Annotated in this window: 21 protein-coding genes; 10 read left to right on the top strand and 11 right to left on the bottom strand. The window is 49.3% G+C overall.

The annotated features are described in order from the left end of the window. Nucleotides 1-20: 20 nt before the first annotated feature. From ACO4R2_RS08430 to ACO4R2_RS08440, 3 genes are read left to right on the top strand one after another with little or no spacing between them, the layout of a single operon-like run. Nucleotides 21-818 carry an energy transducer TonB gene (locus ACO4R2_RS08430; RefSeq protein ID WP_484769869.1) on the top strand — a complete coding sequence of 266 codons (798 nt, stop codon included), beginning with the start codon at nucleotides 21-23 and terminating at the stop codon, nucleotides 816-818. Between the two features lie 4 nt (nucleotides 819-822). After that, nucleotides 823-1,509: a (d)CMP kinase gene (gene cmk, locus ACO4R2_RS08435; RefSeq protein WP_484769870.1), complete on the top strand. Its 687-nt coding sequence runs from the start codon at nucleotides 823-825 to the stop codon at nucleotides 1,507-1,509. A 13-nt stretch (nucleotides 1,510-1,522) separates the two neighbouring features. Further along, nucleotides 1,523-2,374, top strand: coding sequence for a 4-hydroxy-3-methylbut-2-enyl diphosphate reductase (locus tag ACO4R2_RS08440; protein ID WP_484769871.1), 852 nt, complete (start codon nucleotides 1,523-1,525; stop codon nucleotides 2,372-2,374). 578 nt (nucleotides 2,375-2,952) lie between these two features. Here ACO4R2_RS08440 and ACO4R2_RS08445 read toward each other — a convergent pair. Next, nucleotides 2,953-3,771 carry a TrmH family RNA methyltransferase gene (locus ACO4R2_RS08445; RefSeq protein WP_484769872.1) on the bottom strand — a complete coding sequence of 273 codons (819 nt, stop codon included), beginning with the start codon at nucleotides 3,769-3,771 and terminating at the stop codon, nucleotides 2,953-2,955. A gap of 82 nt (nucleotides 3,772-3,853) precedes the next feature. Between ACO4R2_RS08445 and ACO4R2_RS08450 the strand changes: the two genes are divergently transcribed. The 3 genes from ACO4R2_RS08450 to ACO4R2_RS08460 all read left to right on the top strand — a co-directional run bounded on the left by ACO4R2_RS08450 (nucleotide 3,854) and on the right by ACO4R2_RS08460 (nucleotide 7,298). Continuing rightward, a complete protein-coding gene (locus tag ACO4R2_RS08450; RefSeq protein ID WP_484769873.1) occupies nucleotides 3,854-4,018 on the top strand; it encodes a hypothetical protein in 165 nt (54 codons plus the stop codon). Continuing rightward, nucleotides 4,002-5,336 (top strand): MATE family efflux transporter, encoded by a 1,335-nt coding sequence (locus ACO4R2_RS08455; RefSeq protein ID WP_484769874.1) that lies wholly within the window; start codon nucleotides 4,002-4,004, stop codon nucleotides 5,334-5,336. Before ACO4R2_RS08450 ends, ACO4R2_RS08455 begins: the two co-directional genes overlap by 17 nt. Before the next feature lie 84 nt (nucleotides 5,337-5,420). Further along, a complete protein-coding gene (locus ACO4R2_RS08460; protein ID WP_484769875.1) occupies nucleotides 5,421-7,298 on the top strand; it encodes a heavy metal translocating P-type ATPase in 1,878 nt (625 codons plus the stop codon). Between the two features lie 317 nt (nucleotides 7,299-7,615). Here the strand turns inward: ACO4R2_RS08460 and ACO4R2_RS08465 are convergent, their stop codons facing one another. From ACO4R2_RS08465 to ACO4R2_RS08495, 7 genes are all read right to left on the bottom strand, one after another. Continuing rightward, nucleotides 7,616-7,906, bottom strand: coding sequence for a type II toxin-antitoxin system YafQ family toxin (locus ACO4R2_RS08465; protein ID WP_484769876.1), 291 nt, complete (start codon nucleotides 7,904-7,906; stop codon nucleotides 7,616-7,618). Next, nucleotides 7,906-8,118 carry a hypothetical protein gene (locus tag ACO4R2_RS08470; RefSeq protein WP_484769877.1) on the bottom strand — a complete coding sequence of 71 codons (213 nt, stop codon included), beginning with the start codon at nucleotides 8,116-8,118 and terminating at the stop codon, nucleotides 7,906-7,908. Before ACO4R2_RS08470 ends, ACO4R2_RS08465 begins: the two co-directional genes overlap by 1 nt. 93 nt (nucleotides 8,119-8,211) lie before the next feature. After that, nucleotides 8,212-9,552: an NAD(P)-dependent oxidoreductase gene (locus ACO4R2_RS08475; RefSeq protein ID WP_484769878.1), complete on the bottom strand. Its 1,341-nt coding sequence runs from the start codon at nucleotides 9,550-9,552 to the stop codon at nucleotides 8,212-8,214. A gap of 86 nt (nucleotides 9,553-9,638) precedes the next feature. Beyond that, a complete protein-coding gene (locus ACO4R2_RS08480) occupies nucleotides 9,639-13,043 on the bottom strand; it encodes a trifunctional glycoside hydrolase family 18/polysaccharide deacetylase/glycosyltransferase family 2 protein (RefSeq protein ID WP_484769879.1) in 3,405 nt (1,134 codons plus the stop codon). Nucleotides 13,044-13,392: 349 nt separating this feature from the next. Further along, entirely contained in the window at nucleotides 13,393-14,415 is a 1,023-nt protein-coding gene (locus tag ACO4R2_RS08485) for a porin (protein ID WP_484769880.1), read from the bottom strand. A gap of 150 nt (nucleotides 14,416-14,565) precedes the next feature. Then, on the bottom strand, nucleotides 14,566-15,570 hold the full coding sequence (locus ACO4R2_RS08490; protein ID WP_311489567.1) for a YitT family protein: 1,005 nt from the start codon (nucleotides 15,568-15,570) through the stop codon (nucleotides 14,566-14,568). 214 nt (nucleotides 15,571-15,784) lie between these two features. Next, a complete protein-coding gene (locus tag ACO4R2_RS08495; protein WP_484769881.1) occupies nucleotides 15,785-16,384 on the bottom strand; it encodes a DNA-3-methyladenine glycosylase I in 600 nt (199 codons plus the stop codon). A 153-nt stretch (nucleotides 16,385-16,537) separates the two neighbouring features. Here ACO4R2_RS08495 and ACO4R2_RS08500 point away from each other — a divergent pair, with 153 nt between their 5' ends. Next, nucleotides 16,538-17,068: a nitroreductase family protein gene (locus ACO4R2_RS08500; protein WP_484769882.1), complete on the top strand. Its 531-nt coding sequence runs from the start codon at nucleotides 16,538-16,540 to the stop codon at nucleotides 17,066-17,068. A gap of 159 nt (nucleotides 17,069-17,227) precedes the next feature. On the opposite strand, the gene ACO4R2_RS08505 is transcribed toward ACO4R2_RS08500, so the two are convergent. From ACO4R2_RS08505 to ACO4R2_RS08515, 3 genes are all read right to left on the bottom strand, one after another. Further along, nucleotides 17,228-18,526, bottom strand: a complete 1,299-nt coding sequence (locus ACO4R2_RS08505) for a M18 family aminopeptidase (RefSeq protein ID WP_484769883.1) — start codon at nucleotides 18,524-18,526, stop codon at nucleotides 17,228-17,230. A 228-nt stretch (nucleotides 18,527-18,754) separates the two neighbouring features. After that, nucleotides 18,755-19,945: a C1 family peptidase gene (locus tag ACO4R2_RS08510; RefSeq protein ID WP_484769884.1), complete on the bottom strand. Its 1,191-nt coding sequence runs from the start codon at nucleotides 19,943-19,945 to the stop codon at nucleotides 18,755-18,757. A 98-nt stretch (nucleotides 19,946-20,043) separates the two neighbouring features. After that, nucleotides 20,044-21,447: an aminopeptidase P family protein gene (locus ACO4R2_RS08515; RefSeq protein ID WP_347719005.1), complete on the bottom strand. Its 1,404-nt coding sequence runs from the start codon at nucleotides 21,445-21,447 to the stop codon at nucleotides 20,044-20,046. Between the two features lie 318 nt (nucleotides 21,448-21,765). Here ACO4R2_RS08515 and ACO4R2_RS08520 point away from each other — a divergent pair, with 318 nt between their 5' ends. The 3 genes from ACO4R2_RS08520 to thiL all read left to right on the top strand — a co-directional run bounded on the left by ACO4R2_RS08520 (nucleotide 21,766) and on the right by thiL (nucleotide 24,780). Next, nucleotides 21,766-22,617, top strand: a complete 852-nt coding sequence (locus tag ACO4R2_RS08520) for a hypothetical protein (RefSeq protein ID WP_484769885.1) — start codon at nucleotides 21,766-21,768, stop codon at nucleotides 22,615-22,617. A gap of 579 nt (nucleotides 22,618-23,196) precedes the next feature. Beyond that, on the top strand, nucleotides 23,197-23,673 hold the full coding sequence (locus ACO4R2_RS08525; protein WP_311489573.1) for an outer membrane beta-barrel protein: 477 nt from the start codon (nucleotides 23,197-23,199) through the stop codon (nucleotides 23,671-23,673). 75 nt (nucleotides 23,674-23,748) lie between these two features. After that, a complete protein-coding gene (thiL, locus tag ACO4R2_RS08530; protein ID WP_484769886.1) occupies nucleotides 23,749-24,780 on the top strand; it encodes a thiamine-phosphate kinase in 1,032 nt (343 codons plus the stop codon). Nucleotides 24,781-24,845 lie beyond the last annotated feature (65 nt).

Raw genomic sequence — 24,845 nt, forward strand, 5'->3', positions numbered from 1 at the left:
GAAAATTACCTTTATATAACGTGTTTCGAGACGAATTATTATCAAAGGAATGGTGTAATCTGGTCTTCCAAGGGCGGAACAAGGATTATGGTGCTTACGTGATGAGAAAGAACGCTGGCAGGCGGCTCACGTGGGCACTTTCTATTGTTTTAGGCATAACCTTTCTTTGTGCAGCTATCCCCTTGGCCGTGATGGCTTACATCAACTATCAGATTCGTCAAGCCGGCACAGAGATAGAGCGGCTCACACAGTTCAAACCGCTCGATTTGGACCAAGAGAAAAACATCAAAGCCATAGCGGCCGGACGCTTTGTGCCTCGGAGGGTAGGCCCGAAGGGAGATAAAATGACCGTGCCCGATATTGTTGATCATATTCCCCCTTCACTCAAGTTCGGTATCGAAGGTCCTGAAACGCTGACGGTCAATGATGATGAATTGGTGAACCTTCCCGACACTGCCCACAATGCTGAGCGCGAGGATCTTCCCGATGAGGGCCGACAGCTCACGCCCACTCAAGTGGTGGAGGAGATGCCGCAATTTCCTGGCGGTATTGATGCGTTGGTGAAGTTTTTCGACGAAAACGTTGCCTATCCGCAGAGCGCGATAGATGCCAAGAAAGAAGGCGACCTTGAGGTGTGTTTCTTGGTAGATGCAAAAGGCAACGTGAGAGAACCCAAAATTTCTCGCAAGCTCTCCCCCGAACTCGATGCCGCAGCCTTGGAGGCATGTAAGAAGATGCCGCGCTGGAAACCGGGAAAGGTGGGAGGAAAAGTTTCAATCGTGCAAGTTACAGTTCCTATACATTTTCAATTGAAATAAACTTATGAAAAAGATAATAGTAGCCATAGATGGTCATTCATCGTGCGGTAAGAGCACGATGGCAAAGGCCTTGGCAAAAGAGATTGGATATATTTATATTGATACCGGTGCGATGTATCGCGCCGTCACGCTTTTTGCGCTTCGCCGCGGCTTCTTCCACGGTAGCGACATTGACGCTCCAGCCTTGGAAGCAGCGATGGGAGAGGTGCATATCAACTTCCAGTTGGATGCTGCAACGGGTCTGCCGCTCGTTTGTCTCAACGGCGAGGTGGTAGAGAATGAGATTCGCGGCATGGAGGTAAGCAGCCGTGTGAGTCCCATCGCTGCGCTGCCGTTTGTGCGTATTGCCATGACGCGTCAGCAGCAAGAAATGGGGCGTGAGAAAGGCATCGTCATGGACGGCCGCGACATCGGTACGGCTGTGTTTCCCAACGCCGAACTTAAAGTCTTTGTCACCGCCAGCGCGGAGGTGAGAGCGCGCCGCCGCTACGACGAACTCACCGCTAAGGGGCAGCAAGTGGATTTCAATGAGATTCTGAAAAATGTGGAGGAGCGCGATTATATCGACTCCCACCGCGAACTCAATCCGCTGCGTCAGGCTGACGATGCACTGGTTTTGGACAATTCCACACTCACCCGCGAAGAGCAAAGCCAATGGCTGTTGGATGCTTTCAAACGTGCCTCTCTTTAATGAATCTGCCCTTATGAATATCGAAATTGATAGTCGTTCCGGTTTCTGCCATGGTGTGACTACTGCTATCAAAAAGGCTGAAACAGAACTTCAGGGAAAAGAGCGCCTCTATTGTTTGGGCGACATCGTCCACAACGATCGCGAGGTGGAACGATTGCGCTTGGCCGGACTGGCAACAATAGAGCACAACAGTTTTTCTCAGCTCCATGATGCCAAAGTGCTGTTGCGCGCACACGGCGAACCGCCTGCTACCTATGCCTTAGCAGCGCAAAATCGTATCACGCTTGTGGATGCCACTTGCCCCGTTGTGTTGCAGTTGCAAAAACGCGTGAAAAATGTTTATACCCAAATGCCCGATGCCCAAATCGTTATCTTCGGTAAGCGTGGACACGCAGAGGTTGTAGGTTTGGTGGGACAAACCGACGGACACGCCCTTGTTATTCAGAGCGTGGAGGAAGCTGCGCGCCTCGATTTCAGTCGCGATATTTATTTGTTCTCACAAACCACTATGTCGCTCGATGGTTTCCATCAAGTCATTGACTATATCACCACCCACATTCTCGAACCGGCCCATTTCCATTATGCCGACACCATCTGCCGCCAAGTGGCCAATCGTTTGCCCAATATTCGCAGTTTTGCAGCACGCCACGATGTCATCATTTTCGTGAGCGGCTTGAAGAGTTCCAATGGCAAAATGCTCTACAATGCCTGTCTGCAAGTCAATCCCCGCTCCTATATCGTCGACAATCCTGCGGCCATTGAGCGAGAGTGGTTCACCAATGCCGAAACGGTAGGTATCTGTGGTGCCACCAGCACCCCCACGTGGTTGATGGAAAGTTGCAAAGAAGTAATCAGTAAGTTTTAGTGTTTTCCACTAAGTTTTCCACCGAGTTTTCCACAGCATAAGTTTTTGAATATCTCTTTGGTATTCAATAGGAAAACCTCTGTATAAAGCTCTTTCTTAAAGCGGAAAACTAACAAGTCTATATATAGCTCCACCGAAACTCTTTTGGTGGAGCTTTTTCATACCCCAAAGTTTCTGTGCGATACGCACCAGCGTGAATTTCCTTATTGCGTTTGCAAATACAATAAGGCTGTCAGCTGACATCCTTATTGCGTCAGCCAGCGCCCTTATTGTATTTTGTCGCACTCACCCACCGTCCCCGGTGAGGATGCTTGAGGGGTGAACCCGTGGGGGGGGAGATTGAGGAAAGAGAGCTTCCCTGTATGCATCCACCGTCTCCAGCGGGGACAGTGGGGCACTTGGATGTTTGTTTTTTACTTGCCCTTTATCCACTGAGCTGCTCTTCACCCGCGGTTACGCATGATATGTCCTTGCTGAGAAAAGTGGATGAGGTACGGATTTTTCATCACAACAAAGCCCGCATTTTCGAGAGAGAATGTGGGCTTTGCTGTTTTCCTTTTATTTGTCATCAAGTAGCTTTATTCCTCTGGTGTAGGCGTGGGGCTTCTCAACTCCCAAAATGTGACGGCGGCGGCAGCGGCTACGTTGAGCGAATCAACTTGGTGAGACATCGGGATGCGCACCACATAGTTCGATGCAGCAATGGTTTCTGTGGGGAGACCATCGCCCTCTGTGCCCATGATAATGGCCAGGCGCGGAATGGCTTTTAGTTCGGGCGCATCGAGCGGGATGGAGTTGTCCGAAAGGGCCATAGCGGCCGTTTTGAAGCCGAAAGTGTTGAGACTGTTTACTGGGCCGTCGAGCCACGTCCAGGGAACTAAGAACACCGACCCCATCGACACGCGTACCGCCCGCCGATTGAGTGGGTCGCAAGAGTTGCGCGTCAGTAGGACTGCATCGATGCCCAATGCGGCAGCCGAACGGAATATCGCCCCTATGTTGGTGGTGTCTACCACGTTGTCGATGACCACGATACGCCGTGCGTTGCAGCAAACGTCCTCAAGTGCGCGCGGTTGCGGCCGACGCATGGCGCAGAGCACACCGCGCGTTAGTTTGTAGCCCGTGAGCCCGGCGAGGAGTTCGCGCTCCCCTGTGTAAACGGGAATATCTCCGCACCGACTGATGATATCCGCGGCATCGCCCGTGATATGGCGGCGTTCGCAGAGAAGAGCCACGGGGGTGTAGCCAGCCCGCAACGCCACATCGATGACTTTGGGACTTTCCACGATGAAGATGCCGCGGTCGGGTTCGAGGCGGTTGCGCAACTGTGCTTCAGTCAGGGCGCTGAACATCTCTGCTCCCTCTTGTTGCAGACTCTTGAGTTCGATGAGTTTCATTTTGCGTTCTTTTGTTGTGTGGTGGCGATTGCTTCGGCCCTACCTTTTGCCGACCGTCAAAGCCTTTCTGAACAGCAAAGTTATGGATTTCGAACCAAATAGGGAGAGGGTACAACTGGAAAAGGCAAATGAAGCAGTGGACTACTCAACGCAGGCAATAAGGAAGCGGAGGAGAGAGGATGAAGTATTTCTCCGGCGTTTCGTTGTGTTTTTTTGTAACTTTGCAGGCGATGAAAGTAACAGATAATTACGCCTTTCTGACGAAAGGGCCTATACACCATGTGATATGGACACTGGCTGTGCCTACTATCATATCGATGCTGATAACGAACGTCTACAACATTGTCGACACTTTCTTTGTGGGGCAGATCGATACGCAATCGACGGCAGCTGTCGGTGTGGTCTTTTCCCTTATGTTTGTGGTGCAAGCTTTTAGTTTCTTTTTTGGAAACGGCTCGGGCAATTACATCGCACGTCAGTTGGGGGCACGCAATCGTCACAAAGCAGAACGTATGGCATCGACCGCCTTTTTCTATGCCCTTTGCTGCGGCACTTTGTTGGCCGTCCTCGGTCTTGTTTTCTTGACTCCTATTTCTAAAATGCTGGGTAGTACGCCCACGATTTTACCTTACACGGAGAAATATCTCGGTATCTCCCTTCTCGGCGTGCCTTTCTTGATGGGCTCATTTTGCATCAACAATCAAATGCGCTTTCAGGGATATGCACGCTATTCTATGTATGGTATGGTGAGTGGCGCGGTACTCAACTGCGTGCTCGACCCTATTTTCATCTTCGGTCTGCGTATGGGCGTGGCCGGTGCAGCCCTCGCAACGGTGGTGGGCTATATCTTCGGATTTATCGTGATGCTGCGGATGACGCGCATGAGTCCTAATATCCTCCGCTACTCCGCAAAGCGTATCAGTTTCTCCCTCGTCTACATCAAAGAAATCTTGGCAGGCGGCACCCCCTCTATCTCGCGACAAGGCTTGGCAGCCGTAGCTTCCATTGCCCTTAATGTTGCGGCGGGCGGCTATGGTGATGCAGCCATTGCCGCCATGAGCATCGTCAATCGCATATCGATGTTTGTGTATAGCGTTGTGGTGGGGTTGGGTCAAGGTTTCCAACCGCTGTGTGGCTTCTGCTTTGGCGCAAAACTGTATGAACGTATCAAGGAAGGGTATTCTTTCTGTTTGAAAGTGGGTACGGTCTTTCTCGTGTTTTGGGCTGTATTTCTCTTTTTCTTTAGTAAGGAAGCCATCGCGCTGTTCCGCAACGACCCAGAGGTGATAGCTGTGGGCACTTCGGCGCTCCACTATCAAATCATTTCTTACCCTCTCATAGCGATGCTTACAGTCTCGAATATGCTGATGCAGACTTGTCGGAAAACCATTCGTGCCAACATCTTGGCGGCGGCACGTCAGGGCTTGTTTTTCGTTCCGCTCATTATCATCTTGCCCCACTACTTCGGGCTGACGGGCGTGGAGTGTTGCCAAGCCGTCAGCGATGTGTTGGCATTTCTTTTGGCCGTTCCGCTGGTGAGGTGGGCTTTTCGAGAGATGGCGTAGCGGGAGCTGCTCATCAACTTTGCAACCGAGTTGCAAGAACTTATTCCTACCTTTGCAAGCAGAACAAATAAAAGGTAGCGTCTTATGCATTCACACAACAAACTTTTTAGGATCATCGTTGCGGCCTTGCTGTTAGTGGTGGCCGTTCTTATTGTCCATAATCTCGAACTGCCCGTGTGGCAGCAGTTGCTAATTTTTCTCGTGCCTTACCTCGTTGCAGGCTATGATGTGCTGGGAGAAGCGCTCGAGGGCATCATGGAGCGCGAACCGTTCAATGAGGACCTACTCATGAGCATCGCTACTCTCGGTGCGCTTTTCATTGGTTTTTTGCCTGGAGCTGCCACTGAGTTTCCCGAAGCGGTCTTTGTGATGCTTTTCTTTCAGGTGGGTGAACTCTTCGAACATTATGCTGAAGATAGGAGCCGTAAGTCGATTGCCGAACTGATGGATATTCGTCCCGATGTGGCTCATGTGGAGCGCGAGGGAGGAGTGCAAACCGTTGAGCCGACAACCGTTGGCGTGGGCGAAATCATAGAGGTGCGCCCTGGTGAGCGAGTGCCCATGGACGGTTGCATACTGGAAGGGGAGACTACTCTTGACACCGTTGCGCTGACAGGGGAGAGCGTGCCCCGCATGGCTCATCCCGGTGACAGCATCATCTCTGGTTCTGTTAATCTGACGGGCGTGTTGAAAGTGCGCGTTGAGAAAACTTTTGGCGAATCCACGGCATCGAAGATTATCGACCTTGTGGAGAACGCTGGCGAGCATAAATCGAAGAGCGAAACCTTCATAGCGCGCTTCGCAAAAGTCTATACGCCCATCGTGGTTTATGTAGCCATCGCGCTGGCTTTGCTGCCGCCGCTTTTTGCTGAGAATTTCGCCACGGCATTCCCCGTGTGGCTCAATCGCGCTTTGACGTTCCTTGTGGTGTCCTGTCCCTGCGCCCTCGTCATCTCTATCCCGCTCACTTTCTTTGGCGGCATCGGCGGTGCTTCCCGTCGCGGTATTCTCATCAAAGGTTCTAACTACATGGATGCCCTTTCTAAAGTTGATACCGTGGTGTTTGACAAAACGGGCACGCTGACGCGCGGTGTGTTTAAGGTGACGGCAATTCATCCCGAGCAGTGTGATGAAGAACAACTCCTGCATTTTGCCGCTCATGTGGAGCGTTTCTCAACGCATCCTATTGCAGTTTCGCTGCGCGAGGCTTATAGTCACGAGCAGGACGGTTGCACTGTGGAGCAAGTGGAAGAGGTGAGCGGACAGGGCGTGCGTGCCGTTGTCAATGGTAAGACGGTTTGTGTGGGCAATACGAAGATGATGGAGCAACTCCAGGTTCGTTTCCACCCCTGTGAATTGGTGGGAACGATTGTCCATGTGGCAGTTGATGGCGAATACTTCGGGCATATCGTTATCTCCGATGAAATGAAGAGTGATGCTCGCGAAGCTGTTGCAGCTCTCAAAGCTGCTGGTGTGCGCCGTACGGTGATGCTGACGGGCGACCGTCGGGAAGTGGGCGAGGATGTAGCTAAACAACTCGGACTTGATGAAGTCCATACGGAACTCCTGCCTGCTGAAAAAGTGGAAAGGGTGGAAGCGTTGTTGGAAGCGAAAGCCGACGGACAGAGCTTGATTTTTGTGGGAGACGGCATGAATGACGCACCGGTGCTGGCTCGTGCCGATGTGGGCATGGCTATGGGCGGTCTGGGTTCAGATGCTGCTATCGAAGCCGCCGATGTTGTTATCATGGACGATAAACCTTCCAAGGTGGCACTGGCTATCGCGCTTGCGCGGCGTACCGTGGGCATCGCCATGCAAAATGCGTGGTTTGCTATAGGTGTGAAAGTGCTGGTGCTTTTCCTTGCTGCTTTCGGCATTGCCACAATGTGGATGGCCGTCTTCGCCGATGTTGGCGTCATGGTCTTGGCTGTGCTCAACGCCATGCGCGCACTGAAGAGTTAAGCTCTCAAGAACTCGAACAAGTCGCCCTATGCGGAGCTTCAACCAAGTAGGGGCTTGTTGGAGAAAAGGATTATAGTAAAAGGGTATATCATGATTCTGATATGCCCTTTGTCTTTTTCTCGATGATAAAACTCAGTGTGAGCAATCAATAAAAGTTTTTTCTTTGCTCCTTTAACGCTCCTCGCGCTTGTTGGAAAAGAGAGAAGCATTTGTGCAGTCTTTGGAATTTCCGACAGGAGCGATATGCCTGTTTGCAGATGTCTATAAATCATGGAAAAGAAAGGCATAAAAAACGCCAAGTGGGTATGCACTTGGCGTTATCTTTTAGTTTTGCCGAACAAATCGGCGTGTGTTCCTGTGTTCAGCATGAGAAGGGTAAGTTCTTTATCGTTCTGTTCCCAGATCAGTAGCCAGTCGGGCTGTATATGACATTCCCATTGACCGTCTCTATTACCGTGGAGCAAGTGAGGTTTGAACTTATCGGGCACTCTTCCGCTTGCCACCAACTCTCTGATAATCTCTTTCAGTTTCTCCATTGGTAGCCCTCGTTTCTTGCATCGTTTGAGGTCTTTCTCAAACTGATGTGTGGTAAAGAGTCGGTATGCCATCAGATTCCCATTTTGGAGAACAGTTCTTCAGGGGAATCATACTCATTAACGCATCCGTACTCTTTCTCGTCAAGTGCTTGTTCGTAGGGAGTAGGCTTTGTTGTAGCCTTCACTTTCCAGCCCATTCGTTTAACGAGTGACTTTAGTAGTGAACTATCAGACTTGGGTATTTCCAAGAGGAAGGTGTCCATCGTGGTGTTATTCGTTTCCATTCTTTATCCTCCTATTTATATTGTTAGATAGGTGTATCTTGACTTTTCGCTCCACTCTTTCTCTTGATGGAGAGGAGGTCTGGAGCGGAATTTTTATTTGCTTCCTTGCTCAATTTCTTCGAGCAACTTAACAGCGTTCACATATTCTTCGATGCCTAAAGCCACTTCCTGAGCAGCTTTCATTGCCAGCACTACGGTTTGTGGGCGATGCACTACATCGCCTCCTGCGAAAACGCCGCGGCGAGTGGTCATGCCATAGGGGCGTTCTACAATTTTGACATAGCCCTTCTCATCTGTTTCGATGCCGTCGGTAGTTGCCACAATTCGGCTCGAGGGGCGCGAACCAATGGCTAAGAAGATGCGGTCGAACGGTTCAATGCGGTCGCCTTCTTCGCTGTGGATGCGCACGCTTCCCAGGCGGCCGCGGCGTCCTTCGATAAACTCTGTGGCGGTGGACTTCCACCAAAATTTCACTCCCTCTTTCAAAGCCTCTTCGTACTCGGCTCGAATGGCCGGCATCTCGGCATCGGTGCGGCGGTAGATAATCGTAACGTCAGCTCCAAGGCGGATGGCAGTGCGAGCAGCATCCATAGCCACATTTCCTCCTCCGATAACGCCCACGCGCTCTCCTGCTTTGACGGGTACGTTGCGCGCACTGATAGCTCCCTCGTTGAAAGCGTTCACTTGGTGGAGCAGATAGGTGGCTTGGTTCACTCCGCGCAGGCGCGCACCTTTCACATCGTTCATGTCGATAGGGACGGACGTGCCTGTTCCCATGAAGATGGCGTCGAAGCCTTGCGTGAAGAGCGAATCAACGGTCAGACCGTTTTCTCCCACCATGGTGTTGGTGATGAAGTTTACGCCCAGCTCCTCTATCTTTTCTATCTCCGCTCTCACAACGGTTTTGGGTAAGCGATACTCGGGGATGCCGAACATCAGCACGCCTCCTAAATCTTTCTGTCCTTCATAAATCGTCACAGAGAAGCCTTTGCGCGCCAGATTGCCCGCAACCGTCAGACCGGCAGGGCCTGAACCGATCACGGCTATCTTACCGCGACTTTTCTGCACGATACGTTCGCGGTTGAACTGCATCTTCGTGTCGAAATCGGCAATAAAGGATTCGAGTCGCCCAATCTGTATGGGGTTTCCTTTCTTATTGAGAACGCAACTGCCTTGGCATTGTTTTTCGTGAGGACAAACGCGGCCGCAGATGGCGGGAAGGTCCGATGTTTCGTTGATAATGGCCATGGCGTCGCCAATGTTCCCTTTCGAGAGTTGGTGGATAAACTCTGGTATGTTGTTGTTTATCGGGCAGCCTTTTCGGCACAGTGGCACTTTGCAGTGGAGGCATCGTTTGGCCTCATCAATGGCTTCGCGTGTGTCGAAAGATTGGTGGACAACCTTGAAGGCTTCATTTGTTCCTTGTTGAGTCATAGTAAAATTGTATTACAAGTATGGAATACAAAAATACAATATTTTTTATTTTTTCCAATCCTTGCATACTCGTCTTTATCCCGTCTTTATCTGTTGCCCACATGTCCGGTTCTCTTGAGTACTCCCCAGGATTGCAACTCTCCCTTAATGGCGCGGAGATAACTCTTGAAGAGAACCCAATACATAATCCAGCGGTAGAAGAATCGCTGAGGAATGATCCAAAGTAGCTGCCAGAGGTTTTCTCCTTCAAAGCAGAAAGCAACGATGCTGACACTGGCATCGACAAGCAAGAAGATCAAATAGTAGAAAGCAATCTGAGCCGCATTGCCCGTGAAGAGTCCAGCCAACATCAGCAGGTCGGCAATGGGCGAAAAGGTGGGTATGATGTATTGGAATATCAACATATTGGGCATGGCCCATAATCCGAAGCCTTTGTATTTACTATTGAAAAGAGCTTTGCGATGTTTCCAGAATGTTTGCATTACTCCGAAACTCCAACGCACTCGCTGTTTGACAAATTGGTTGAGGCGTTCCGGTGCTTCTGTCAGTGCCACTGCATCATTTTCGTTCTCTATGACGTAGCCTTTCTCAATGATACGCATTGTCAGATCGCAATCTTCAGCCAGCGTGTCGGTGGTGAAGCCTCCAGCATGAAGAATAGCTTCTCGGCGGAAAGCTCCGATGGCACCAGGAACCACTGTGATGGCATTGATGTTAGAATATGCCATGCGGTCGAAGTTTTGGCTGGTGGTGTATTCTATGTTCTGCCAATAGGTGAGCATATTGCGGACGTTTCCCACCTTCACATTGCCGGCAACGGCTCCAATGCGGTGAGAATGATCACTGAAGAAGTGGCGTATGAGTTTGCTAATGGCATCTTTGCGCAACTGAGTGTCGGCATCAATACAGACTACGTAATCTGCATCGGTATGCGAGATGCCAAAATTCAGTGCTGATGCTTTTCCTCCGTTGGGATGTGTGAGGATGTGAACAGCTGGCGTATCACTAAACTTTTCCTGAACGTTCTTTAATGTATTGTCTTTGCTACCATCATCCACAAAGATGATGTCGAAAACAGGATAGTCCTGTTCCAAGAGGTTACTGATAGTCCGGAGAATATTGACTTCTTCATTGTAAGCAGGGACAATGATGCTTACACGTGGAGCATTGGCTGTGGACAGTTCCGGGTAGGAGCGCCGTCGCTCACTGCGTTTCTCGCGCAACATGAGTATGTACATAAAGACGAGACGTAAGAAGCCCAACACTAGAAACACAATGAAGAGTGCGGTGAGGAAGTCGCCACAGGAATATATCAGTTCGGCTAAAGAAAGGTTGGCTTGCATGGCATAATAGGCCTTTCCTTTCGGGATGGGGGGCATCAGCTCTTGACGCGACATACCTAAGTATTGTTCGAGCGAGATGAAGTGGTAGCCTTCTTTCTGTAGTTGGCTGATGATGCGAGGTAATGCTGTGATGGTGGGTTTGCGTGTTGTCCCTCCCGCATCGTGGAGTAGGATGATATGCCCATCCTCTCGATGAACATCATTGATAACACGCTGATAGATTTGTTCTGCAGTGACTCCTTCTTCCCAGTCGTTGGGGTCGATGGATTCGCCCACGAATAGATAGTTACGTCGGCTGGCAAGAATCATGGGTTCTATTTCATCGTGATCGGTTGGGTCGGCATCTGCATTGTAAGGCGCACGGAAGAGAACCGTACTATGCCCCGTCACGCTTTCGATGAGCATACGAGTCAGTTTGAGCTCGATGTAAGTTCTGCGTATCGAATTCTCCACCATGTTATGATGGGTGAAGGTGTGATTGCCTATGGTGTTACCATTTTCATACACTTGCTTCACCAACGGCAGGTTCTTTTCCATTTGGAGACCTACCATAAAGAATGCTCCTGGCACGTGATATTGCTTGAGTGTTTTGAGTACGCTGGGAGTCCAACGGCTGTCCGGGCCATCATCGAAAGTCAATACCAGCTCTTTATCTCTTGCATGTCCGAGTTTGTTTACCTTATAGTTTGATGGGAGTTTCAGATAGTGTTCTTCTGCAATGAGTTGTGCATTTTTGTCCATGCTGATGGCCACTTTTCCAGCTTGTGGTTCAGTTTCCACACTTAGCACTTCACCTTCTCCCACGAAGTTGACATCGTCCTTACCTGTGGGTTGCATGATGGCAGCCACATTGGTTTTGGCAATGGCTGAGCGGGAGAGATTCTTGCCGTAGAAGTTCCACACGCGGTCATCCTCTGTTCCCAGACGCCATAGTCCAAAGCCTCCAAGACCGTATTCTGTACCGAAGCGCATCGTGTTGAAGATGGTGGCGGCATCAGTCAGGAATACTCGATGAAGCACATTATTGGCATTATCAACGTACGAAAAATCGAGGTTGTATGTGTCATTGTCGAAGTGTACACGAGTTTCGGCATCCAGTGCTGTTGATATGGCTTGGTTGAAAGATACTGTTTGTCCTCCATCCTGTGGTGTCCAATCATAGCCGTACGCGGCCAGACCAAGAATAAGTTTGTCATTGGGAATATTGCGCGCGGCCCAGTCTGTGGCTTTTTCTATCCACCGCTGACTACTTATAGGGCCGGCATCACTTCCTGAGTTGTGTTCGTCGTAGGCCATTAAGAAAATGTAATCATTGTATTTAGCAAGATTCACTATATCATAGTCTTCATTGAATGGTGCTACATCTTGCGTGACATACAGGCCGTTGGCATGAAAGGTTGTAGAGAGTTCACGGACAAAGTTGGTGAGAATCGTGTTGTCTGTTATCTGTAAGTCTTCCAAGTCGAGGTTGATACCGGCAAACTTATTTTTCTTGCAGATGTTAGTGAGCTGGTTGATAAGGGCTGTGCGCTGCTTGGATGTCTGCATGATTTTCATGATGGCATCAGAGCGGAATTTTTCTCCATAGTTGTTGGTCAGCATTGGCATAATAGGAATTCCAGTTCTGCGCATCTGTGCTAACGCACGAGTATCGATTTGTGTTTCGAGGCGATTGGTCTTTGGATTTAAAAAGAACCATTCAGGCATGATGAGATTAAGATGAGGCAGATTCTTTTTGAGAGATGAGAAGGCACGTTTATCCCAGTTTACATACCAAGCTGCGCGAATTCCGATTTCTGGGCGAGTCCATTCCGCCATGTATTTAGACGTCAATGAATCTCCATGTCCCACAAAGCGCTGACGGCGGGAATTGATGCGTGCATCATTGGAGTGCATCTTGGCATCAGTGATGTAGTCGCGGAAAGATTTGTATTCTGTAGCTGTGGAATTACTTTTGAAGAGCGGTTTGTCTGCTGCCACCACGCTGCGATAATCATGATGGAAAAGAAGATGTGGAGAATCTTCAAAAATAAACATGGTAACAAATATCAGCACCAAGATAGCCACAAGGGTAAGCAGTACTCTAAACGACCATTTAAACCGATTCCACCGTGAACGAGAATCTGTTTGGAACACTTGTTTCTCCATAAATCAGAAATTTCTTATAACCTAAATATTCTGTCTGCAAAGTTATTTCGAATGCAGGTTATCTGAATAATTGCAAGTAAAAAAAATAAGAATAATTTCTCGTTGATGTGTTTTTTGTAAAGTCTGATTTAGAGAAGACTGATATTACTTCCAATAAGCAGCCTGTTTGTTTGCATTTTTCCATCTCCAGTTCTGCTTTACGTGTGGCTTTCAGAAAAACTCTCATCTATTCGGCAAGCAGAGAAAAACTTCTCCGAGGATTGAGGGCTTCACAGTGGTCAATCGTCGAAGAAGTTCTACGAGAAAACTTTTCATACACGAAAAATTCTCACACTCATCTCATCAGTGTTTAAAGTATTTTCATTCTCCACGTTAGTCCAATATCAAAATACGATTGTTTGGGACGTACCACGGCATGGGGCGTGGTGTTGTGTCCGAAAGCATAACTGTAGTTGGCGTGCAGGCGGACGCGGTCGTCCTTGAGTGGGAAAAATTCCACACCAGCACCTACGCGCGTGATTTCTGTTCCTTGATTCAGGCCGAGATCCTTATCGGTGTGCGTGCGATTCACATCGTAGCTGGCTTTGGCAAAGGCGCTGACCATCGGCGAAAAGCGATAGGCGAAGCGGCTCATAATGGAACAGTCGCGGAAGAATACCGGTTGACCCGATGCAGCGCGGTTCATGAAGTCGACGTCCCATTCGATGTGGCGCCCGATATTGAAGCGATTGCCCAAACAAAGATAGGTGATGTATCGACCGGGGGCGTAAGCCATTAGGTTCAGAGACGATGAACTGTGGTAGAAACCATGATTGCCATACCATACGAGGTTGAAGGCGTACATCTCGCCCGCTTCTCCATGCTTTTGCTTGTATTGTCGGCGGAATGGGCTTTCGCACACCTGTGCAATGAACTTGTCGTTGCCTTTCTTGGTGGAAACTATCGCGTTGACGCCCCAGTTGTAACAAGGGAAGTGGTAGCAGAACTCCCCGAGCTGGTACACATCTATTGGAGCGGGATCAAATTCCCAACAACCTGTTAGTACCACCCATTTTCCGGCCATAAACGTGAGGCGTTCGCTGGGCGAATACGCCATATAAAGCCAGTCCGTAGCATCAAAAAAGTTGTAGTCGCGATTGATGCCGTTGAGGCGCTGTCTGTATTTATAAGAAAATTTTTGACCAATACTGCCTTGCAGGTACACATCAAGCATTTCGCCCTTGAAACCTGAGGGGTCTTTTTGGTACTGGCCATCAACGTATTCTCGCTTATAGTCACCGCGGGCTTCGAGGCGCATGCTGATGGGCTTCTCCTCTTGCGCGAAGAGCGAAGAGGCGAGGAGCAATGTTAGGATAGTGAAGGTGGTTCGCATTTGTGTAATTGAGATATTAGAGAAGGGAGGGGGATTGCCCCAAACTAAGATAACGCAGTAGTCCCCTATTTCTGGAAGCTGTTTTATTCTTTCTGCTGTGTGACAAGTTTAAGCTGTGGCCACACTTGTTTGTTTATTCCTGTTGTTGAATCAGTGGCATTTTTCTTTGCAAGCCTGCTTTCTGCTCATAGCTTGAGCACGTTTGTCGTTCCAAAGTCCCATGATGGCACTTACCTTGTCGGCCGCCATGAAAGATTGAATGTTTTCCTTGGCCATAAAGTCAATCAACCGCGCATAATCATCTTGATCGAGGATGATTTTGAGTTCCATCTTTTCTTTCTTGCTGTAGCCCCCAATCACTCTTTGCAGTGTCACACCACGATGAATGTAGCCTGTGACGAAATTGATGATTTTCTCGTATTCATCCGTGATGATGTAAACGCGGATTTTGGAACTCATCTCTCCCATGAAGTAGGTCACGATGATGCCGTTGAGCCACGTTCCCAAGAGGCCTATAATGACCAGTCCCACATCGTTGATGAGGAATGCCGTACAGCAAATGGCGCCTCCCGCAATGCTGACCGCTGTGCCGAGGTTGATGTGCATGTATTTGTTGACAATTTTTGCCAAAATGTCCAACCCGCCCGTTGAGGCATTGATGCTGAAGAGGATGGCTTGAGAGGCACTCAAGATAAGCACAAAGCAAAGGAGGTCGAACCACGGATCGGCGATGACTTGCCCTGTTCCGGCAATGGTTGTGGAGAAGAGAGATTCTTGCATCGGGAAGAGCCAGGAGAGCAGATCTATGAAGGGGCCCAGAATGAGGGCTGTATAGACCGTCTTTGCTCCAAACTCATTGCCAATGAGTAGGAAGGAAAGCACCAAGAGTATGGCGTTGATCACAAAGATAATGTTACCGACCGAGAGGATGGGAAATAATTTGCCAATCACCAGCGAGAGTCCTGTGATGGAACCCACAATCAGTTTGCTCGGAATGAGAAAGAAATAAACGGCAATGGACGCAACGAACATTCCGGCCGTCATGATGAACAGTTCCCACCAGAATTTCTTCGTCTTCAGTAGTTTGCCGAAGTCTTGTGCCAGTGCAAAAAGGCGCTCGCCTATTGTTCTCTTTGCTACAACTTCGTTTTCCATAATGTAAGTAGTTTGGGTTAAAAACTGTGTTAGTTTCACCTTTAAGGGACTTAATGAGGCTTATATGCCAAAGGAAGGTTTCCTTTTGTCACTTTGCCTGTTGCAAACATACGTACGCTTTTGCAACAAAACAAAAAAAAAGATGCGTTTTTTTATATTAATATGTTATAAAACATATTTACTCACTCTTTTTGGAGGGTAAAAAGAGTAGTCTTTATTGATTCTGTACCTCTATTTCGGTGTGTTGGCACACTTCAGCAAAGCGGAAGCACATGGGCTGATGGTCGTTGATGATGCCGATGGCTTGAAGGTGAGAATAGATGATCACTGTCCCAACAAATTTGAAACCGCGTTGCTTCAAATCTTTGGCCACAAGGTCGGAGAGGGCGTTGCGCGTAACGGGCGTATGAGCATGAGAAGGATAAACAAAAGTTTTACCGTTTGTGAACGACCATATATAATGGTCGAAGCTGCCGAACTCCTGCTGAATTTTCAGAAAGGCCTGTGCGTTGCTGATCATGGCTCTCACCTTGCGCGGCGAGCGTATCATGCCCTCCGTTTGGATGATGCGCTCCACATCAGCCTCTGTGAAAGTGGCCACTCGAGCAGCATCAAACTCTGCAAAACAACAGCGCAGAATTTCGCGTTTGCGGAGTACTAATTCCCAGCTCAGTCCGCACGACATACATTCCAGCACTAAATATTCGTAGTGCTTACGATCGTCGTGAACCGCCAGTCCCCATTCTTCATCGTGATAGCGTTGGTAGAAATCTTTCTCTAAGGCTTTGCCCCATGGGCAGCGTTGCTTCTCCATTTTGTGCGTTTTGCGCAAAAATACATTGTTTTCCTCTTCTGTTGTGTGCTTCCTGTAACTTTCTTTCCACTTCAGAGCGCGGGACAAACGGAGGAAAAGCGTAACTTTGTGCTTGTAAACCAAAGAATATATCAGTCTTTTAATTTTTCGGATATGGAAAATCAAGTGTTGAAAGCGCTCAAGGAGCGCCGCAGCGTAAGGAAGTATAAAGCAGAACAAATCACCGATGCCGAGCTCACGGCTGTGCTCGAAGCGGGTACTTATGCAGCCACGGGCAAGGGCCTGCAAGATCCCTGGATAGTGGCTGTGCAGAATGAGGAGATAAAGGCACAACTCATTCGGATGAATGCTGAAGTGATGGGCACAAAGGGAAATCCTTACTATGATGCTCCGACACTCGTGCTGGTCTTTGCTTCTAATCCAGAGCAATGGCCCAACGCGGTGCAGGATGCCTCTCTCGTTTTGGGCAATATGATGCTGGCTGCGCATGCGGTGGGTTTGGGTTCGTGCTGGATAAATCGCGAATTGCAGATGTTTTCTACCGATGAGGGCAAGGCTCTGATGCGTCGTTTCGGTTTGCCCGACGGACTCATCGGAGTAGGTGCGCTCTCTTTGGGCTATGCCGATGGAGAACCGCGTCCAGCAAAACCGCGCAAAGAAAACTATTATCGCATCGTGAAGTAATCGCTCCCGTGAAAGGAAACCATGGTCGGTTTTCTTTCTCCTTACAACCATCATACAATGGTTTGCGGCGAGTACAGATATATTTTTCGTTGAGAGCTATGAAGGCTCTCAAGGAGGAAATATCTGTACTCGCCGCAGGTGTTTCTATTTAGCTTGTGGCTACATCTCGAAGAAGCGTTCGAAGGCTTTGACACAGTATTCGTGATCTGCCACGCTGCCCGTTTCGCGACAACTGTGCATGGCTAAAACAGCATTGCCCATGTCGACACCACGGAGAGGGAGCGAAGAGGCTAAGATGTTGCCCAAAGTGCTACCGCCTGCCACATCGCTATGATTCACAAAACGCTGGCAAGGTACGCCTGCTTCCTCGCAAATGCGGGCAAAGACGGCCGCTGTGACGGCATCGCTGGCGTATTTCTGGGCTGCGTTGAACTTGATGACTGGACCTCCGCCCAACTGTGGGTGATTTGTTGGGTCGTACTTCTCGTTGTAGTTGGGATGCCAACCATGGGCGTTGTCGGCCGAAATCATAAATGCTTGTTCGATGGCTTGATAGAATGCTTCCTCCGAGCCACTCTGCGCGAAACAGATGCGCTTCAGCATCGATGCCAAGAACGGACTTCCTGCACCTTGCTTGGTCTGTGAGCCTGTTTCTTCATTGTCGAAGATGGCCAAAACTTGCGTTGTGTCGGTGGCAGGCGTGTGGAGTAGTGCCGTTAGTCCGGCGTAGCACATAGAAAGGTCGTCCAGACGGCCAGAAGAGATAAACTCGTTGTGAACTCCGAAGGTGCACGCGGGAGCAGTATCGGCCAAGTAGAGATCAAAGTCGAGGATGTCGCTGCGGTCCACGTGCTCTTGCTTGTTCAGTTCCTCCACGATGACATTCATAAGGAGATTTCCGCGTTCCAGTTCGTCGCTGATGATGCCGAGTAGGGGAAGCACATCCTTTTGCCGAGAGAGTTTCACGCCGTCGTTCACTTGTCGGTTGAAGTGAATGGCCAAATTACTGATTTGCAGCAAGGGGCGCTGAATGTGAATAAGCAGCGTTCGGGGATGTAGGGCATCGCTGCCGCGCAGGATTACGCGACCTGCGAGTGTCAGCGGACGATCGAACCATGTAGACATGATAGGGCCGCCGTAGACCTCTGTATTGAGTTTTACGATACCTCCCTCGCAGGTCATTTCAGCATTGGGTTTGATGCGGAACGTGGGCGAGTCGCAATGGGCACAAAGCAAGCGGAAGCCAGCTTCTGCCAGTGGGCGCACGCCTATTTGGAATGCGTAGATAGAAGAGTCGTTTTTGGTGACATAGAAGCGATCGCCAGCTTTCACATTGCCCAGAGCTTCGGCAGGGTTGAGATGACGATAGCCAGCCTTATCGAGTTCGGCCGCAATGTTCTTCACCGCCAGAAAGTTTACGGGCGATGCATCGAGAAACTTCAGAAGGGAATCAATCATAGTATGCCTTTTCTATTTGTTATTATTTTGTTTGACATTTGATGTAGCGAAGTTACGGAAAAAGTTTAATTGCTGCTCGCAAAAGTTCTCGAATCCGTATACATCTTTATTCTGTTGGCTTATTGTCTGCTTTTTTCAGCCATCAGCCCAATTTCGTTTTTCGTCAGTCCAACAAAAAAGACCACCCCTAAAGAGGTGGTCTTATATACTTATATATGTGTCGGCAGATTAGATACCGAGCTTCTTGCGGATGTCCTTGGGGATAGCGTTTTTGTTGATGAGAATGTTCATCGTCTTGTAGGCAACGTAAGGTTTGCTTGCGTAGAAGATACCTTTGTAGCGGCCGTATTCACCCCAGCTATTCTTCACCATGAAATATTCCTTACCTTGGGGATCCTTAGCAAGACCGTAGATAACCATACCGTGGTCGTCCGTTGTTTCCCAATTGTCGTAAGCAGTCTGACGAAGTTGCTGTGTGATAGTCAGTTCGTCCTTGCTGTCAGCTTCTTTCATCTGCTTGCCGTTTGTACCCATCCAGCGAGCAGCATCAGAACCCGTCAAGTCGTTCTTGTAAGACTTTGCGGGAACTGTTGCAATACCGTTGCGGCTGAAGCCCTTTTCGCTGACGTCAGCACCCCATGCAAAGGTGTAGCCATTGCGGACAGCGCTTTCCATCACAGTCATAAACTCGTCCAGAGGTAAGTTGTAGCTCTCTGCCCAGCGCCAGTTGTCCTGCACTTCAATAACGAATTTGCTGTAGAAAGGATGGTGCGTGAAACTTGTCAAACTTACGTAGTCGTCGAGGTTAAGTCCGAGGCTCTTCTGGAAGCTTTCCGGTGTGTAGCTCTTGCCTTTGTAAGTAAAGGTCTTGGGGAGTTCACCGAAATAATTTGCATAGATATTGCTCAGCGTAGATTTCCACGTGAGAGGAATCTTCTTCATTTGGCTATTTGCAATGGACTTAACGTAAGCACTGGCCTGTGCGTCGAGCGTGTTGAAGTTGAAGAGGCTATCTCCGTAGAGACTACCAGGGAAAGGCATTGCTTCTTGAGGAACAATACCATAGTGACGCATACAGTAGAGAACGTCGTAGAAAGAACCACCCTGACTGAAACTTACATCGCCGTGCATACGGATAGCCTTCTCAGCGCGGTCCATATAAGTATGGTAAGCCACAAAGCTCTCGCACAAATCGTATGTGCCCTTACCAAGACGGAGAAGTTCTGCCTCGAAGAACCCGAGAGAACTATAATCCCAGCAAGTACCCGACTGATTCTGGTCCTTGATGGAGGTAATGGGGTTGGCTTTCACTACGGTAAACTGTACCGTGTCATTCTTGGCCGCTGCTGGCTTTTCTTGAGCGACCATTGTTCCTGGGAGCAGCATCATTATAGCTGCAAGGAGGAGATTTTTGTTCATATAAAGATAAATTTTAATTGTATGTGCATGTTGATGATGCCGCACTGGTTAGGCGGCATCATTGAGGTGTCCCATGATGGGAGAGAATAAGTGGAATTTTAGTCTCTGTTAGCGAGGAATTCCTCCACTTCGTCCACGTGGTAAGGTATGCGATCCTTTCCTAAGAAGCGGCAACCATCAGCGGTGACTAAGACGTCGTCTTCGATGCGTATTCCGCCGAAGTCTTTGTACTCCTCAACCTTGTCGAAGTTGATGAAATCATCGTATGTGTGCTGAGAGCGCCACAGGTCGATGAGGTCTGGGATGAAATAGATGCCCGGTTCGTCGGTGACAACAAAGCCTTCTTCGAGGCGGCGTCCCATGCGCAGACAGTTAGTGCCGAATTGGTCGAGATTTGGACGGGTTTCGTCGTCGAAACCAACGTAGGTCTGGCCCAGTCCCTCCATATCGTGAACGTCCATGCCCATCATGTGGCCCAGTCCGTGAGGCAAGAACAGCGCGTGAGCTCCTGCACGGAGAGCGGCTTCAGTGTCGCCCTTCATTAGGCCTAACTCTTTCAGTCTGTTCGTCATGAGTCGGCACACATCGAAGTGTACATCCCACCAGCGAACACCAGGCTTGGCCACATCGAGAGCTAAGTCGTGGCAGTCCACCACAATCTGGTAAATATCTTTTTGTTTCTGCGTGAAGCGGCCGCTAATGGGCGTGGTGCGCGTGTTGTCCGAACAGTAGTGCTCGTTAGTCTCTGCGCCCGCGTCGCAAAGCATAAGGCGACCGGCCTCAAGGGCGCGCGGCGACGGATTGCCGTGCATGATTTCCCCGTGCATAGTGACGATGCTCTGGAACGAAGGTACAGAACCGTAGGCCATAGCGATACCGTCGATAGTGCCTCCGATGAATTGCTCCGTCACGCCCGGCTTGCAGAGACGCATCGCCGTTGTGTGCATTTTATAACCAATGACAGCAGCGCGTTCGAGCTCTTCGATTTCTTCTGCCGTCTTCTTGCTGCGTTGTTTAACAACCGCCTGGATGAGAGGCAGAGAGGCAGCCGCACGCTGTTGTGACGGATGGATATGCAGCAGATCCATGATTTGAATCTGCGTGTCGTAGCGATAGGGCGGGAGGAAATGAACCTTACGTCCTTGTTTGACGGCTTCGTCTACGATGTCGGCCACGCGGCTCATAGGAGCATGATTGGGAACACCTGCTTCCTGCGCCAAGTCGCCCACCGACTGTACGCTACCGTACCACACAATGTCGTCGATGTCAATCTCGTTGCCGCAAAGAACCTCGTAGTCCGTGTCGGCATCCATGACGCCAACCAGTCCTTCGCGGTGCTGTGCGAAATAGTAGAGGAACGCGCTATCCTGCCTATACTTATAGGCGTTAGAAGGATAGTTCATCGGTGCATCATTATTGCCAAAGAGCAGAATGATGCCGTCGCCCACGAGCTTCCGAAGTTCCTGGCGGCGCTGAACGTAAGTCTCTTTGCTGAATAACATAATAGTATAAAATAGGTCTCTATTGAGCCTCCTTAATTTGAATAAATGTTTCTCCGCAAAGATAAGACTTTTTTCTGAAAAGTGCTATCTTTGCAAGACTTTTTCGCATTCATTTTACAAAATGAAAGAGTCTGTAAAATATTTTCCTAATTTTATTGATGTCGTTTCGCTATCTATGGTGTGGCAAGGCAGAGATTTTCGTTGCTTGCATAGGCGTTTCTGCGGTGTTGTGTATACTTGTTTTTTTCTCCTTATATTGTCTTTTCTGACTGATACTTTTTGCGTTGGAAAACACCCTAATTATGCTTGCCTTTCTCTATGAAACTCCTCATATTTAATCCTTCTCACGACGAAGCTTTGGCTTCTAATTCGCCTTATTATTATCCTTCGAAAGCCGCGCGCTTGCAGGCTGAACGCTTTGCGGGACAGCGGTTTCCATGGGCTAAAGAAGATGATGTTTGTTGGACTCCTGGCGATACCGTGGATTGGGAGGCTATCACGGAGATTCAGCCTTGGGGCTGGGACCCTTTACTTCGTCATCAGTTGGTGCGAGCAGGTGCCCCCGAACGCCTATTGCCTTCGGAAGAACAAATACAGCGGATTCGTCAACTCAGTTCGCGGCAAACTGTTGTTACGCTCTTGCCCTTACTTCGCACCGATGTGGCAGAAAGTTTCGGTAAAGCGCAGTTTTGCACCTCCTTTGAAGCTGTGGAGTGCGCGTCGCAATGCTGGGGAGATGTCATATTGAAATCGCCGTGGAGCTGTAGTGGGCGCGGCGTGTTTAGAGTTAATGGCCTGCTCACCGAAGCCCAGCAAGGGCGCGTTCGTCGGATTTTGCGCGAGCAAGGTGGCGTTGAAGTAGAACCTTTTTATGCGCATGAACAAGATTTTGCGATGGAATTTTCTTACCGAGAGGGGCAACTCCACTACGAAGGTCTCAATGTTTTCCAGACCACTCCTTCGGGGCAATATCTGTCAAACCTTTCGCCCGAACTTTTGTGCGTTTCGCCCGATGTGCTCGCAGCAGTGCGCCAAAGCCTTCAGCAGCACCTTCCTCCAATCCTCGGAGCGGACTATCGAGGGCCGCTCGGTGTCGACATGATGCAGCAAGCGGGCAAAGTGCATCCCTGCGTGGAAATCAACCTCCGGCGCACGATGGGGCAGTTTTGAACTGCGTGCGCTTTGGGTTTGTTTGAGCAGTATCTTATAAGAGCTATTAACCGTCCTTTTCTTTTACATCCTCTCTTGCTGAAATAGAAAAGCAAGTGCCTACCTTTTCATCGTTTTCCTTATTGCCTCGGCCAATACTATAGGCGCGTTGGCCGACATCCTTATTGTGCTGGCTGACACAATAAGGAAATCTGCACAGTTTCTTATCGTGTTTCTGATTTTCCTTGTCAGAAACGGATGGGAAGTATAGAGGGAAGTAGGACTTATTGGTAAAATCTCAGCTTTCGTTTTCCAACTGATGCACTCCCATAAGGAAGTCAAACGTTTCTCCTTGCAATATTTTCAAACAATTTGTCGAAGTTGGATTTCGCGCGATTCTCAGGGGTATAGAATATGTGAATTATTGACAAAATTAGAGGTGTATTATATTCTTTTCGTAGGTCTTCTTTTCTCCCTAAGAGAAGGAAACGGACAGCGTTATATTGCTCGGAGAATAGGTATGTACCCCCTTTTTTCTCTTATCAACGCCCTTTTTTTACGAAAAAACTGTATCTTCGCGTTTATTAAAATAGAAATTACATGAAAAAGATTATTTCTTTCCTCTTCGTGCTTTTCGTTGCTGTTAGCGCGAATGCACAGTTCCGTGAGGGTACTAAGTACGTGAATGCCTCTCTGTCCAACTTAGGTTTTTCTTATAGTAAGGCCGATCGTTTCCGCTTCGGACTCCAGTTGGATGCAGGTTATTATATTGCCGACCGCTGGATGGTCCATGCTGATGCAGGTTATCAGCACACGAAAGCCGTTGATGATATCTTCGTTGGTGCAGGTCTTCGCTACAACATTACGCAGAATGGTCTCTTCCTTGGAGCTGGTGCCGAACTGTCACATCATACCAAAGGAAGCACTGACCTTTACATTCCAGCAGAGGTGGGCTATACGTTCTTCCTCAATCACTACCTCACCATTGAGCCAGCTGTTTATTACAAGATGAGTTTGAGCCACTTCGGCGATAACAGTACGGCCGGCGTTCGTGTTGGTCTGGGTTATTATTTCTAACATCATAAGTCCCCTTCCTGTGTGGCCCATCGTAGGCCTACTTCGGAAGGGGGTTTTTATCTTTTATATATCATCATGACACAGATTTCAGAACTGGGAGAGTTTGGGTTGATTCATCATCTGACGGATAAGTTCGAGAATAAAAATGCTTCGACCATTAAAGGCGTAGGCGATGATTGCGCTGTGCTTTCTTATCCCGACAAACAAGTGCTTGTGACGAGCGATATGCTCATGGAGGGCATCCACTTCGACCTTGTTTACACACCGCTGAAGCATCTTGGCTACAAAGCTGCGCAAGTGAATTTCTCCGATGTGTATGCCATGAACGGAACGCCCCGACAGCTCGTGGTGTCGATGGCCTTGGGACGCCGATTCTCTGTGGAAAATGTCGAGGAAATATATGAAGGTCTGCGTTTGGCCTGCGAGCGTCATCAGGTGGATCTCGTTGGCGGCGACACTTGTAGCAGTATGACTGGCTTGGCTCTCAGTTTGACGTGTATCGGTGAAGCATCGGCCGAAGACCTTGTTTATCGCAGTGGCGCAAAAGAGAACGACCTCATTTGCGTGAGCGGTAATCTCGGAGCGGCCTACATGGGACTCCAACTGATGGAGCGGGAGAAGCGCGTTTTTGAAAGTCGCCCCGCGCAGGATGCCGAAGCCGCGCAACCCGATTTTGCAGGGCGCGAATATCTCCTTGAGCGTTTCCTCAAGCCCGAAGCCCGTCGCGACATCGTGGAACGCCTGCGCGCTGCTGGCATTCGCCCAACGGCCATGATGGACGTCAGCGACGGCTTGTCGAGCGAATTGCTCCACATCTGCCGTGCGAGCCATTGCGGCTGCCGCGTCTATGAAGAGCGCATCCCGCTCGACTATCAAACGGCCGTGACGGCAGAAGAACTCAATCTGAATGTGACGACCTGCGCGCTCAACGGAGGCGAGGACTACGAACTGCTTTTCACTGTGCCGCTCACCGACCATGAGAAAGTGGCGGCGATGGAGGATGTGGCCGTTATCGGAGCTATCACGCGCGAAGCCTTAGGCCCACAGCTTGTGGCACGCGATGGACAAGAGTTTGAATTGAAAGCTCAAGGATTTAAGGCGTTCTAAGATAGGAATCATTCAAAAGAATCAACAAAAAGCCCCTTCCAGTATTCCCGCAAAGAGAACTGGAG

Source organism: Alloprevotella sp. (assembly GCF_057240785.1).